The following is a 13417-nucleotide window of genomic DNA, read 5'->3' as shown; positions in this document are numbered from 1 at the left end:
TCAGTAGTCCCCTAAGACCCCGAGCCGCCGCGCCCGCCGCGTCGCGTAGTGGAAGACGACGTAGCCACCGAGGAGGTAGCCGACGGCGACGGCGACGAGCAGCGCCAGGTCGGCGAGGCCGAACTCCCACAGCCTGGCGCCGTCGACCATCGCGCGCTGGAGCATCGCGCTCCCGTGGGCCAGCGGGAGAAATCGGGTCCACGGCGCGTCGAGGACGGGTGCGGAGATCAGCACGATGAACCCGAACTGCAGCAGGTTCAGCCAGTTACCGATCCGCTTGTACAGCACCGTCACGCCGCCGGCGGCGAAGCCGAGCCCGAGCACCGACGTGATCGCGAGCCCCGCGACGGGGACGACGGTGAGCGGGTCGAGGCTGAGCCGGGTGCCCGTGAGCAGCAGCATGACCGCGAGTACGACCGCCGAGGTGAGGAACGTCCGCACCACTTTCGCGACGCCTTTTAAGAGGGCGACCGGCGCGAAGCCGAACGGGGTGGTGATATGCCGCTCTAGGGTCCCCCACTGCACCTCGCTGCCGATGTCGTTCGACACCGACGAGTAGGCGCCGACGGACAACGTCCACAGGAAGTAGCCGGCGATGATCCCTGCGAGCGAGTCGGTGAGCGCCCGCCCGGCCAGCATTCGCCCCCCGAAGAAGAGCACGGAGAAGAAGAACAGCGAGACGACGATCCCGCCGATCGCGTTCGCGGGATATCGGACGAAGATCAGGTACTCGCGGTAGAGCACGGCCCGTGCGAGGTGGTAGTACGTGGCCGGACGCGGCTCGTCGGTGGGGCCGGTGGGGTCAGCGGACTCGCCGCCGGTCGACGTCGGCTCCGCGTCCCGGCTCACGGCGACCGTCCCCGCGAGTCTGCACCCGCCTGCTCGCCCCGGGCTGTCCCGCTCCCGCCCGGCTCCATCCCGGTGAGATCGACGAACACGTCCTCCAGCTCGGGGTGTACGGTCCCGATCTCCTCCACAGTGACGCCCGCCTCGCGGAGCGCGTCCATGAGGTCGTACAGGGCGTCGCCCGCGGCGGCGACCTCGACGGCGGTGGGGTCACCCGCGTCGACCCCGGTCTCGACCGCCCGCACGTCGAACCGCTCTCGGAGGGTCGCGACGACCGCGTCGTCGATGTCGGCGCTGCCGACGCGGAGGACGTCGCGTTCGGTGCCGGAGAGGAGCGCCGCGACGGTGTCGTCGGCGACGATCCGCCCGTCCGCCATCATCACCACGCGGTCGCAGACGTCCTCGATGACGGCCATGTCGTGGCTGCTGACGACGATCGTGATCCCCTCCTCGCGGACGAGTCGCCGGAGTTCCCGGCGCAGCGTCCGCGAGCTCTCTACGTCGAGCCCGAGCGTCGGCTCGTCGAGGAAGACCAGCTCCGCGCCGCCCGCGAGCACGCTCGCCAGCGACACCTTCTGTTTCATCCCGCGCGAGAGCTCTCGAACCGGGGTGTCGGCCTTCTCCGTCAGATCGAGCCGGTCGAGCAGCCGATCGTGGCGGCCCGCGACCGAGTTCGGGTCGACGCCGCTGATCGTCGCGAAGTACCGGAGGTTCTCGCGGACGGTGAGCCGCCAGTAGTCGTTGCGGGCGCCCTCCAACATCGCGTCGACGTCGGCGTACGCGGCCCGCCGCCCGTCGCCTACGTCGGTCCCGAACACCCGGACCGACCCCGCGTCGGGGAGAACGATTCCAAGCGCGCACTTGATAAGGGTCGTCTTGCCGGCGCCGTTGGGGCCGAGCAGCCCGACGATCGAACCGCGCTCGACGGTCAGGCTCACGTCGTCGACCGCGAGCACGGACTCGTCGCCGCCGCTGAATCGCTTCGAGACGCCCTCAATCGCGAGCGCCGGCGGGGAGATCCCCGCCGAAGCATCGGTCGACCGGACACTGTCGGACCGGAGCTCGTCGCGCTCGCGGGGATCGCCGCGTTCGCTCGCCGCGCTCTCTGCCATCAGACTACAGTACGGGCTGAGCGCGGATATATCCGCGCTCGGCGGCTATCGCGGGGTACACGATGAACCTCGATAGATTCGTCGCGGACGCGCCTGCCGACGACGCACCCGGCGAGGCGCGGGTCTGCGTCGTCGCGACGCGGCCGGACACCTTCGAGCGCTGTCGCGAGGGGTTCTACCCGGCGCCGCGGTCGTACGACCGGACGCGCGCGGCGTTCGACTACATGGCCTTTTACCGGACTGCACCGGTCTCGGCGATCACCCACTACGCCCGCGTCGTCGACCACACCGAACAGGCCCGCGGCGAGCCCGGCCCGATGGACGGAGACGACTGGGCGGCGCTGATCGACCCCTTCTCGGAGGAGCGGGTCGTGGTCGTCTTCGAGTTCGACGAGCTGGTCCCGCTCGACTCACCGGTCGAGAACGACGCGAACGGGGTGCGAGGCGCGTGGTACTGCACCGTCAAGGACCTGCGGGCGGCGACCACGCTCTCGGCGCTCTCGACGCGGGCGGCTCGCGAGGAGTGAGCAGGGGCCATCACTCCCCGCCGAGCGTCGCGAAGACGAACTCGGTGCTGCTCCCGAGCGGGTCGGTCGCGGTCGTCGTCTCGATCTCGTCGAACCCCGCCTCGCGGAGCTGCGCGAGGGTGCGGTCGCGCCCCGGCGCCGAGAAGAACATGCGACCGCCCATCCAGCCGCGGCGCACCGTCTCGAACCGGCCGCCCGGCAGGGTCATGAGGAGCCGACCGCCCGGACGGAGGACGCGTGCGAACGCCTCGTACACCGTCGGATGTCGGTCGCGGTCGACGTGAAACACCGCGTGGTACGCCGTGATCCCGTCGAATCGGTCGGCGCCGAACGGCAGCGCGGACATCTCGCCGTGGACGAGCTGTGCCCCGGGAACGGCCTCGCGAGCGAGGTCGAGCCCGCGCCGCGAAATGTCGAGCCCGACGCTGCCGGCCGGGAGGTTCGCGAGCGTCCGGGCGCCGTCGCCGCAGCCGACGTCGAGGACGGCCGGGTCGGGCGGGAGCCCGGCGAGCAGGTCGTCGATCAGCGCCGCGTCGGAGCCGTCCGGGTCGCGGCGGGCGGCGTACGTCGCCGCCACGTCGTCCCACGCGCGCCGCACGTCGTTGCGGTCCATGGACGGAATTGGGACGCGAGCGATATGACTTCTCGGGCGGACCGACGGTCGCGGAAGGCGGTGGCAGCCGAGTGACCATCGATAGCAAAACAAACATATATAATATTGATTGTGACATCTTTTGCGACACCGAACGGAGAAAATCGCGGGGAGGCGCCGGTTCAAAAACTTACATTTATAACTAATGACTATGATGTTGCTCGCGTTGTATGTCGATGATAACCTGTCACATGAGTCGTCGACGGAATCGAGTAAACGATAGTAACCGAGGGGGAGACCCATGACGACTGGAATTGATGTCGTGGTGGCCGCGATCCCGCTGCTTCTCGCGGGGGTCCTACTGGTCGGGTTCCTCTGGCCCGCGACGCGTGCGATGCCGCTCGCGTGGGTCGCGGCGCTGGCGATCGGCTACTTCGCGTGGAATATGCCGGTAAACTGGCTGGCGGCGGCGTCCGCCGTGGGCGTCATAACCGCGATCACGATCCTTTGGATCGTCTTCGGCGCGCTCGTCCTCCTGTATACGCTGATGGAGGCGGGTGCGTTCGATCGGATAAATCGGGGATTCGCGACGGTCAGCGACGACCGGCGCGTGCAGATCGTCCTGATCGCCTTCTTCATGGCGACGTTCATCGAGGGCGCCGCCGGCTTCGGGACGCCGGCCGCGGTCGTCGCGCCGCTGCTCTTGGGGCTCGGCTTCCCGGCGCTCGCGGCGGTCATCGCCGGGATCATCGGGCACATCATCGCCGTCACGTACGGCGCGGTGGGGACGCCGATTATCGTCGGCATCCAGAACCCGATGGAGAACGTCGAATTCACCCGCACCGCGATCGAGGAGGGCGGAATGACCGTTCAAGAGTTCTCGATCGAGGTGGCGGCGTGGGCGGCGACGTACCACGCCTTGGTGGGCTTCGTGATGCCGCTGTTCGCGGTCGGCATGGTCGTCTACTTCTTCGGCGATCCGGACGACCGCTCGCTGGCGCCGGCCTGGGAGGTCGCGCCGCTGTGTCTGTTCGCCGGGATCTCCTTCGCGATCCCGTACTGGATCTCGGCGTGGTTCCTCACGGCCGAATTCCCGTCGCTCATCGGGTCGATGGTCGGCGGCGCGATCGTTCTGAGCGCCCTGCGGGCGGGTTACTTCCTGCCGGACGAGGAGTGGGAGTTCCCGGACCGCGACCGGTGGGAAGACCACTGGGTCGGCTCGATCGAGCCCGGTCAGTCTAACGGCGGCGCCGAGGGCCGCGGCGACGTCTCGCCCGAGGCCAAGGCGGCCGACCTGAGCGGCGGCGAGGACATCTCGCTGCTGAAGGCGTGGTCGCCGTACATCGCGCTGGTGATCCTGCTGGTCATCACTCGCGCGGTCGATCCGATCTCGAACTTCATCGGGAGCGATCCCTTCGTCATCGGCTTCAGCGACATTTTCGGAACCACGCTCGGCGGAAGCTTCGCGTGGATGAGCGTGCCCGGGTTCTGGCTGATCGTGAGCGCCGTGATCGCGATCCCGATCTTCGGCATGTCGGGCGAAGAGGTTAGCGACGCGTGGAAGGAGGCCGCCCGGAAGATCGTCTCACCGTTCATCGCGCTGGTGTTCGTCATCGCCATGGTGCAGGTGATGCTCCAGTCCGGTGCGCATCCCGGCGCGCCCGAGGTCGGCAGCATGATCGTCTTGCTCGCACAGACGACCGCCGATACCCTCGGTCCCGCCTACCCCGCCTTCGCGTCGCTCATCGGCGCGCTGGGCGCGGCGATGGCCGGGTCGAACACCGTCTCGAACATCACCTTCGGCGCGTTCCAGTTCGAGGCTGCGACGCAGCTCGGGCTCCCGCGCACCATCATCGTCGGCGCGCAGGCCGTCGGCGGTGCCATCGGGAACCTCGTCGCGATCCACAACCTCGTCGCGGCGCTGGCGACGGTCGGCCTCCTCGGACAGGAGGGGCGGGTGATGCGGCTGAACATGATCCCGCTGCTGTACTACGCGACGGGCGTCGGCATCCTGTGTATGCTGTTCAGCTACGTGCTGTTCCCCGGCGTGTTCTGAACGCCGGGACGGCGCTGCGGCGCGGCTTTTTTTATGACTGATCGCGATCCGGGGAGAGCGTCTCCGAGGTCCCAGCCGCTCGCTTATAAATGGTCAATGCCAGATCGACGATGAACACCGCCAAAGCCCCAGTCGCGAGGACTCGGTGCGCTCGGCGGCACGCGCCGACCACGTCGATTTTATAAGTGATCGGCGCCGTCGCTCGGTTTCTCACGTATCACAGCGGGGACGCCACACTGATTTCCCGTTCCCGGTGTCGCTCGTCGTCCGTCTGTACTGACCGGTCGAGAGGTCCGGAGTACGGGCTATCGGTAGCTGCTACCATGCCTCGCGGTCGGCAGCAAAAATTCGTAGCCGGGGCAGCGCGGCAGAGCCCCGTCGGCCGCGGTGTTGATTCAGTCGTCTGCGGCCGACGGCGTCTCCGTCTCGCCGGCGCCCGCGTCGGCGACGGCGTCCGGCGCGGGACCGGTCACCGCCTCGGCGACCTTCTCGATCGGGTGCGGCGGGTTTTCCGCGCCGTCGCGGTCGCCCAGCTGCGACCGACAGGAGGCCCCTGGCGCGGTCACCGTCTCGCCGCCGCTCTCTTCGACCTGATCGAAGAGGATCCGGCCGATGGCCTGTGAGATGTCGTAATGCTCCGACTCGTAGCCGAACGAGCCCGCCATCCCGCAACAGGAGGAGTCGAGCGGGTCCACGTCGTAGCCCGCCCGGCGGAGCACGCCGACCGCGTGATGGTCTTTGTTCGTCGCCTTCTGGTTGCAGTGGCCGTGGTACGTGAGCGACTCCGCGGGCGCGTCGAACGCCAACCGCTTGTCGACGCGACCGGCGTCGAGATACTCCAGGACGCCGTACGCGGCGGCCGACACCGTCTCGACGTTGTCGCCGTCGAGGAGGTCGAGGTACTCGTCCTGGAACATCACGGCGTCCGAGGGCTCGACGAAGACGACCGACTGCCCGTCGCGGACGCGGGGCGCGAGCGCCGCGACGTTGGTCGCGGCGCGCTCGCGGGCCTCGTCGAGGAACCCGGTCGAGAACGCCGCACGACCCGACGCAGCGAGGTCGTCCGGAACCTCCACGCGAACGCCGGCCGCTTCCAGCACCGTCACCGCCGCCTTCCCGGCGGCCGGGTAGCTGTAGTTGGTGTACGTGTCGGGGAACAGCGCGACCGTGTCGACCGCCTCGTCGGGGTCGACCGTCGACCCGCCGCGGGACGCGAACCACTCCTCGAAGCTCTCGGAACGGAACGTCGGCAGCTCGCGGTCCGGGGCGATCCCCATGACCGCCTCCATCACGGCGCGGGCGCCGGGGATCTTCGTCGCCGCGTTCGACACCGGCGCGAGCGTGCTCCCGATCGCGGAGAAGCGGTCGATGTCCCGGAAGATCCGCTCGCGGAGCCCGGAGCCCTCCTCCTCGTGGTGTTCGTGTTTCACCTCGGCTTTGAGCTTCGCGAGGTCGACGCCGGTCGGGCAGTCGCTCTTACAGCCCTTACAGCCGACACAGAGCCCGAGGACCTCCTCTTGGAAGCGGTCGGAGTGGATCTCGTCCTCGTCGAGCTCGCCGCTGATGGCGGCCCGGAGCATGTTCGCCCGCCCGCGGGTCGCCTGGATCTCCTCCTCGGACGCGCGGTAGGTCGGGCACATCACGCCGGAGTCGACCTCTCGACAGGTGCCACAGCCGTTACACAGCTCGACGAGGTGCGAGAACCCGCCCTCGTCGGAGAAGTCGAGCGTCGTCTGCGGCTCGATCGACTGGTAGGCGGGTCCGTACCGGAGGTTCTCCCGCATGTCCGTGTCGGCGGCGGTGTCGGGGTAGCCGCGCTCGGCGGCGGTGTCGCCGTCGACGTAGACGACCTTCCCGGGGTTCATCCGCCACTCGGGGTCGAACGTCGATTTGAGCTCCTGGAACGCGCTCCAGAGCGCCTCGCCGTACATCTTCGGGTTGAACTCGGTGCGCGCGAGCCCGTCGCCGTGTTCGCCCGAGAACGCGCCGTGGTGTTCCAAGACGAGGTCGGTGACGTCCTCGGAGATCGAGTGCATCTTCTCAACGCCTTCCTCCTCCTTCAGCGAGAGGATGGGGCGGATGTGGAGGGTGCCGCTCCCGGCGTGTGCGAAGTAGGCGGCCGAGGTGTCGTGGTCGGTGAGCACGTCCTCGAACTGTCCGACGTACTCCGCGAGCTCCTCGGGCGGCACCGTCGCGTCCTCGATGAACGGGTACGGCTTCGGGTCGCCCTGCATGCTCATCAAGAGGGGGATGGCCGCCTTCCGGAGCTTCCAGAGGTCCTCTTGGTCCTCGTCGGTGTACGCCTCCAGCACGTCGAAGGCGTCCCCTTCGTCGACGAAGTGCGCGTTCGTGTCGGCGATCGCGCCCTCGAAGTCGTCGACGAGCTCGGAGTCCCACTCCAGCATGAGCGCCGCGGTGGCGCGGTCGGGGATCGGCTCGGCGTACTGCGCGAACTCCTGGGAGCCCGCGGCGAGCGCGAACACCTCGTCGTCCATCAGCTCGACCGCGCTCACCGGGAACTCCAGCGCCTCGGGCACCGCCTTCATCGCGTCGACCAGCGAGTCGAAGGTGTACAGCGCGAGCGCCGTCTCCTCGGGGCGGGTGACGAGCGACACCTCGGCCTCCACGATCGTGCCGAGCGTTCCCTCGGCGCCGACGAACAGCTTCGAGAGGTTGATCACCTCCTCACCCTCGTCGTTCTCGTAGATCACTTTCTGCAGGTTGTACCCGGAGACGGAGCGCTTGAGGCTCGGGTACTTCTCGTCGATCTCGGCCTCGTTCTCCTCGACGAGTTTCCGGGTGGTCTCGTACAGCGCGGCCTCGCGGTCGTCGTTTTCGACCAGAGTCTCGTACTCCGGCGAGTCGAGGACGACCTCGCGCGTCTCGACCAGCGAGCCGTCCGCGAGCACGACCGTCAGCTCCTCCGTGTACGCGTCGGTGATCCCGTAGCGCACCGAGTGCGCGCCGGTGGAGTTGTTTCCGATGCCGCCGACGACCGTCGCGCGCGCCGAGGAGGCCGGGTCGGGCGCGAACTTCAGCCCGTCCTCGACCAGCCGCTCGTCGAGTTGGTCCTGCACGACACCGGGCTGGACCACCGCCCGGCGGTCGTCGGAGCGGACCTCGAGAATCTCGTCCATGTGCGTCGAGAAGTCGAGCACGATACACCCCGGGCCGACGCTCTGCCCGCCGAGCGAGGAGCCGGCGCCTCGCGGAATGACGGGGACCTCGTGGTCGGCGGCGACCCGCATCGTCGCCTGCACGTCCTCCACCGAGCGCGGCGTTACGACGCCGGCCGGGCGCGCCTGATAGATGCTGCCGTCGGTGGCGTACAGCACCTGCGCGTACTCGTCGAACTGAACCTCGCCGGCGACGCGCTCGCGGAGATCCGCCGCGAGCGCTCGGTAGGCCGGTACGTCCGGTCGATCGTGACCGAGCGCGGCCGCCGACGTGTCCAAGTCGGGCGTGTTCCCTCCCCGCGTGGGCTCGCTTGCCATGCTAATACCCGAGGGAGAACACCGAATAAAACCTTTGTTCATGACAGTCACACGGGAGCGCACGAACCGTCTCCTCGCCGGGATTTATTAGCTCGCCGCGACACCGCGACCCATGGAGATTCTCCACACGTGTCTCAACGTGACCGACGCCGACCGCACCGCCGACTGGTACGTCGAACAGCTCGGCTTCGAGCGCTCCTGGGAGTTCACGACTCCGGACGGCGACACGCGCAACGTCTACGTCGCCGACGACGCCGGCGTCGAGTTCCAGCTGTCCGACACGGACGGCGCGGAGCCGAGTTCGGACGGCGACCGCTACGACCACGTCGCCGTCGGCGTCGACGACGTCGACGCGACGTTCGAGTCGATCGACCACCACGGCGTCGTGAAGGAGCCGGGCGACCAGCCGGCGGCCGGCGCGCGCACCGCGTTCGTGAAGGACCCCGACGGGCACGCGGTGGAGCTGATCGAGCCCTTATAAACAGAGCCGGCGATCGGGGAGCGGGTTTATAAGTGACCGTCGCAGCCGCTCACAGTCACTTAAATACCGCGTCACTGCTGACAAACTGCAACACCTACTCCCGTTGTCGACTACTGCCGCTTCGAGACGCGCTCGACGCCAAAAAATCGGTGTGTCGGCGGAACGCGAGTCGAAGTCGGGCGCGGCCTCAGAGGATTCCGGCGGCCTCGGCGGTCTCGACGATGTCCTGAGCCATCTTGTTGGTGGCCTCGTCGACCATCTGGCCGTCGACGCTCACGGCGCCTTTGCCCTCCTCCATCGCCTCGGCGTAGGCGTCGACGATGCGCTTGGCGCGCTCGGCGGTCTCCTGGTCCGGCGCGAACACTTCGTTGCCGATCTCGATCTGCGACGGGTGGATCGCCCACTTGCCGTCACAGCCGATCATGTTGGCGTTCTCGGCGGACTCGCGGAACCCGTCGGCGTCCTCGATGTCGGCGTACGGCCCGTCGAGACACGGCACTCCGGCGGACTTCGCCGCGGCGTTACACTCGGAGAGCGCGTGGTGCCAGTAGTGGCCGGGATACTCCGGGAACTGACCGATGTCGAGTCCGGGCGTCCCCATCGCCGCGGAGTAGTCGCCCGGGCCGAAGATGATAGACGAGAGCCGGTCGGAGGCGTGCGCGATCTCGTGGACGTTGTGCATCCCCTCGCCGTCCTCGATCTGGGGTTCGAGGCCGATGCCGCCGACCTCCAGCCCGTTGTTCTCCTCGACCTGCGCGAGCAGGTTCTCGACGGTGTGAATGTCGCTGGCGGACTTCACCTTCGGAACGATGATGTCGTCGATGGACTCGCCCGCCTCGCCGACGACGGTGATCACGTCGTCGTACCACCACTTGGTGTCGATGCCGTTCATCCGGAAGCTGAGGACCTTGTCGCTCCAGTCCTCCTCACGAGCGGCCTCGATGAGCGGTTCGCGCGCGTCCGGCTTCGCGTTCGGCGCAACTGAGTCCTCGAGATCGAGGAAGACCTCGTCGGCGTCGCTGTCGGCCGCCGAGTGCATCATTTTCTCGTCGCTCGCGGGCGTTGCAAGCTGTGTCCGGCGTAGAGTAACGTCCGTCATGTATAGCGTATCTATCACGCTTGTCCATGAAAATAAAGCTACCTTACCCGGGGCTATTTTCTCTGAGTCACGACCGAGTGAATATCACGAGCGAGCCGTCCGCGGAGAGCGGTGCTCTCGATCGAATCGACGTCGCTCACCGAGACGTCGACCGCGAAAAACCGTCGGGGTTCGGGGCGGAGCCGGTCCCGACCGCGTCAGTCGTCGGCCGGAGCGCGCGGTTCGGCCGGGGGTTCGTGCTCCTCGGGATCGTCCGCTGAGTCGTCGACGGCCCCGACATCGGGGGCCTCGTCGAGCGCGTCGCCCGGCTCTACAGACCGGTGACGCTCTCGGGGTTCCGCAATCGAGCGCGCCTCGATATTGCGATAGCACACGACAACAGGCAGCACGAAATGATCGCGGATACATATTGCGCCGATATCGCGGAGAAGACGGCCGAGACGAGCGTTGCTACGGCTTGACGATCACCTTGATCGCCTCCCGGTCGTCCATCATGCGGTACCCCTCGGCGACCTCGTCGAGGCCGACCGTCTCGGTGAAGATCGGCGCTGGGTCGAGCGTGCCCTGCAGGATGTCATCCATCAGCTCGTCGGCGTACGCGCGGACGGGGGCGACGCCGCCTGCGAGGGTGACGTTGTCGCCGAACATCCCGAACACGTCGAGGCCCTCCTCCTCGACGCCGTACGGAACCCCGACGTACCCGATCGTGCCGCCGGGGCGCACGACGTCGATGGCGGTGTTCATCGCGCTCGCGGCGCCGACGCACTCCATCACGTGGTTCGGACCGCCGTGGGTGAGCTCCCGGACTCGCTCGACGGCGGCCTCGCCGCGCTCCGAGACGGTCTCCGTGGCGCCGAACTCCGCGGCGAGTTCGAGTCGGTCCTCGTGGTGCCCCACCGCGATGATTCGCTCGGCGCCGAGCCGGCGGGCCGCGAGGACGCCGCAGAGCCCGACCGCGCCGTCACCGATGACGACTACCGTCGATCCGGCCTCGACGCCCGCGCTGACGGCCGCGTGGTGGCCAGTCCCCATCACGTCGGTCAGCGGGAGCAGCGACCGGAGGGTGTCCTCGTCGTCGGCGAACCGGTCGGGCACCCGAACGAGCGTGCCGTCGGCGTGCGTCGACCGGACGTACTCGCCCTGGGCGCCGCCGTTGTCGCCGCCCCACGAGTCGCCGTTCTCACAGGAGGAGTGGAGTCCCTTCCGACAGAACTCGCACTCGCCACACGAGATGGCGAAGGGGGCGAGCACGCGATCGCCGGGCGCGACCGACGTGACCTCGTCGCCGACTTCCTCGACGATGCCCATCGGCTCGTGGCCGACCGGCGAGCCCGCGTCGCGATCGCTGTCGCCGCGGTAGAACCAGAGGTCGGAGCCGCAGACCGCGGTGTGGGTCACGCGGACGACCGCGTCGGTCGGGGCCTCGATCTCGGGTTGCGGTCGTTCCTCGACACCGATGTCGCCGGGACCGTTGAAAATGGCAGCGCGCATACCGTCGATGCGGCTCGAACGCAGATAAGCGCGGCGTCGGACCAGCCGACGACCCGCCGTACGAACCAGAGGCCGAGCCCGTCCGTGTCGCGCATCGAGGTTCGACCGTGTCCTGTGAAGGTCGGACGCGATCGATGTCCTATTTGCCGGTAGCTGTGACTCGTCGTCTCTTCACCGAAATGTCCTCGAACTGCAACGAACAACTTCTTCGATCGGCGCTGTCGTGGTCTCCCGCACTTCTGTTGAACTCCCGCTGTCTGGCAACCCGACATACGCCGACAGATGGGGAATACGTTCGCCGACTACGGCGTCACAGGTCGCTTCAACTGTCGTCCGTAACGGAGGCGTTTCCCCCGGGGATTCACACCTGTCGATATGGCCAGTTTCATCGGATCGTCGTGGCGTCGGTATCGATCGGTACCGCTCATCTATCGCATCGCGGTCGCGTTCCTCCTCGGCTCGCTCGCCGGCGCGGTCTTCGGTGAGCGGATGACCGTCGTCGAGCCGTTCGGTGACCTCTTCTTGCGCCTGCTCAACATGCTCGTCGTCCCGATCATCGTCTTCACGCTGCTCACCGGGATCAGACAGCTCTCACCGGCGAAACTCGGGCGGATCGGCGGCGCGACGGTCGGGCTCTACGCCGTGACGACGACGCTCGCCGGCCTGATCGGCCTCGCGGTCGCGAACCTGCTGCGGCCGGGTCGCGGCGTGGAGTTCACCGGCGGTGAGGCGCAGTCGCAGGCCCCGCCGTCGCTGACTGAAGTCGTCCTCGGCATCGTCCCGAACAACCCGGTGGCCGCGATGGCCGAGGGGAACCTGCTCGCCACGGTCTTTTTCGTGATCGTGTTCGGCATCGCGCTCACCTACGTCCGGGCGCAGAAACCGGAACTCGCGGACAGCGTCGACGGCGTGTTCGGGGCGTTCAAGATCGGGGCCGAGGCGATGTTCGTGGTCGTCCGCGGCGTGTTGGAGTACGGGGTCATCGGCGTGTTCGCTCTCATGGCGGTCGGCATCGGTACCGAGGGCGTCGGCGTGTTCTCCTCGCTCGGCGCGCTCGTGTTGGCGGTCGCCGTCGCGGTCGCCGTCCACATCGGGTTCACGTACCTGTTCGTGCTCATGAGCGTCGTCGCCGGCGTCTCCCCGATCGCGTTCCTCAGGGGGGCGAAAGACGCGATGGTTACCGCCTTCGCGACCCGCTCGTCCAGCGGGACGCTCCCCGTGACGATGACGAATGCCGAAGAGGACCTCCGGATCGAAGAGCGGGTGTACTCGTTCGCGCTCCCCGTCGGCGCCACCGCCAACATGGACGGCGCCGCGATCCGGCAGGCGATCACCGTGATGTTCGCGGCCAACGCCGTGGGACAGCCGCTCGCGCTCACCGAGCAGTTCCTGGTGTTGGTCGTCGCCGTGCTGATCAGCATCGGGACCGCGGGCGTCCCGGGCGCCGGGCTCGTCATGCTGACCGTCGTGTTGAGTCAGGTGGGGCTCCCGCTGGCGGTCGTCGGCTTCGTCGCCGGCGTCGACCCAATCTTAGGCCGCATCGCGACGATGAACAACGTCACCGGCGACTTGGCGGTCGCGACCGTGGTCGGCAAGTGGAACGACGCCATCGACTTCGGCGACGGCGTGTGGGCCAGATAGGGGATCGGTGCGGAATACGTGTCGGACGGCTCTGAATCCGGCCGTTCCTGTGAATATTTCTACACTCTGAAATAACGA

11 protein-coding genes are annotated in these 13417 nt (G+C 67.9%); 4 read left to right on the top strand and 7 right to left on the bottom strand.

Annotated features, from left to right (window positions below; all coding sequences use genetic code 11):
- Together ACNS88_RS05405 and ACNS88_RS05400 are read right to left on the bottom strand one after the other, a co-directional pair.
- Entirely contained in the window at nucleotides 1-849 is an 849-nt protein-coding gene (locus ACNS88_RS05405) for an ABC transporter permease (protein ID WP_435094660.1), read from the bottom strand.
- Nucleotides 846-1958: an ABC transporter ATP-binding protein gene (locus ACNS88_RS05400; protein ID WP_435094658.1), complete on the bottom strand. Its 1113-nt coding sequence runs from the start codon at nucleotides 1956-1958 to the stop codon at nucleotides 846-848. The genes ACNS88_RS05405 and ACNS88_RS05400 overlap by 4 nt, the downstream gene beginning before the upstream one ends.
- A gap of 62 nt (nucleotides 1959-2020) precedes the next feature.
- On the opposite strand from ACNS88_RS05400, the gene ACNS88_RS05395 reads away from it, so the two are divergent.
- On the top strand, nucleotides 2021-2485 hold the full coding sequence (locus ACNS88_RS05395) for a DUF8743 domain-containing protein (RefSeq protein ID WP_435094656.1): 465 nt from the start codon (nucleotides 2021-2023) through the stop codon (nucleotides 2483-2485).
- A gap of 10 nt (nucleotides 2486-2495) precedes the next feature.
- Here ACNS88_RS05395 and ACNS88_RS05390 read toward each other — a convergent pair whose 3' ends face one another.
- Nucleotides 2496-3098 carry a class I SAM-dependent methyltransferase gene (locus tag ACNS88_RS05390; RefSeq protein WP_435094654.1) on the bottom strand — a complete coding sequence of 201 codons (603 nt, stop codon included), beginning with the start codon at nucleotides 3096-3098 and terminating at the stop codon, nucleotides 2496-2498.
- Nucleotides 3099-3378: 280 nt separating this feature from the next.
- Between ACNS88_RS05390 and ACNS88_RS05385 the strand changes: the two genes are divergently transcribed.
- A complete protein-coding gene (locus ACNS88_RS05385; RefSeq protein ID WP_435094652.1) occupies nucleotides 3379-5133 on the top strand; it encodes an L-lactate permease in 1755 nt (584 codons plus the stop codon).
- Between the two features lie 395 nt (nucleotides 5134-5528).
- Here the strand turns inward: ACNS88_RS05385 and ACNS88_RS05380 are convergent, their stop codons facing one another.
- Nucleotides 5529-8627: an FAD-binding and (Fe-S)-binding domain-containing protein gene (locus ACNS88_RS05380; RefSeq protein WP_435094650.1), complete on the bottom strand. Its 3099-nt coding sequence runs from the start codon at nucleotides 8625-8627 to the stop codon at nucleotides 5529-5531.
- A gap of 112 nt (nucleotides 8628-8739) precedes the next feature.
- On the opposite strand from ACNS88_RS05380, the gene ACNS88_RS05375 reads away from it, so the two are divergent.
- Nucleotides 8740-9108, top strand: a complete 369-nt coding sequence (locus tag ACNS88_RS05375; protein WP_435094648.1) for a VOC family protein — start codon at nucleotides 8740-8742, stop codon at nucleotides 9106-9108.
- 187 nt (nucleotides 9109-9295) lie between these two features.
- Here the strand turns inward: ACNS88_RS05375 and ACNS88_RS05370 are convergent, their stop codons facing one another.
- The 3 genes from ACNS88_RS05370 to ACNS88_RS05360 all read right to left on the bottom strand — a co-directional run bounded on the left by ACNS88_RS05370 (nucleotide 9296) and on the right by ACNS88_RS05360 (nucleotide 11698).
- A complete protein-coding gene (locus tag ACNS88_RS05370; protein WP_435094646.1) occupies nucleotides 9296-10207 on the bottom strand; it encodes an HpcH/HpaI aldolase/citrate lyase family protein in 912 nt (303 codons plus the stop codon).
- Nucleotides 10208-10404: 197 nt separating this feature from the next.
- Nucleotides 10405-10581: a hypothetical protein gene (locus tag ACNS88_RS05365; protein ID WP_435094644.1), complete on the bottom strand. Its 177-nt coding sequence runs from the start codon at nucleotides 10579-10581 to the stop codon at nucleotides 10405-10407.
- A gap of 76 nt (nucleotides 10582-10657) precedes the next feature.
- A complete protein-coding gene (locus ACNS88_RS05360) occupies nucleotides 10658-11698 on the bottom strand; it encodes a zinc-dependent alcohol dehydrogenase family protein (protein ID WP_435094642.1) in 1041 nt (346 codons plus the stop codon).
- 375 nt (nucleotides 11699-12073) lie between these two features.
- Between ACNS88_RS05360 and ACNS88_RS05355 the strand changes: the two genes are divergently transcribed.
- On the top strand, nucleotides 12074-13339 hold the full coding sequence (locus tag ACNS88_RS05355) for a dicarboxylate/amino acid:cation symporter (RefSeq protein WP_435094640.1): 1266 nt from the start codon (nucleotides 12074-12076) through the stop codon (nucleotides 13337-13339).
- Nucleotides 13340-13417 lie beyond the last annotated feature (78 nt).

The sequence above is a fragment of the Halorubrum shenae genome (assembly GCF_051194165.1).
In the GTDB taxonomy this organism is placed as follows: Archaea; Halobacteriota; Halobacteria; order Halobacteriales; family Haloferacaceae; genus Halorubrum.
This window is presented reverse-complemented; position numbering and strand designations above follow the sequence as displayed.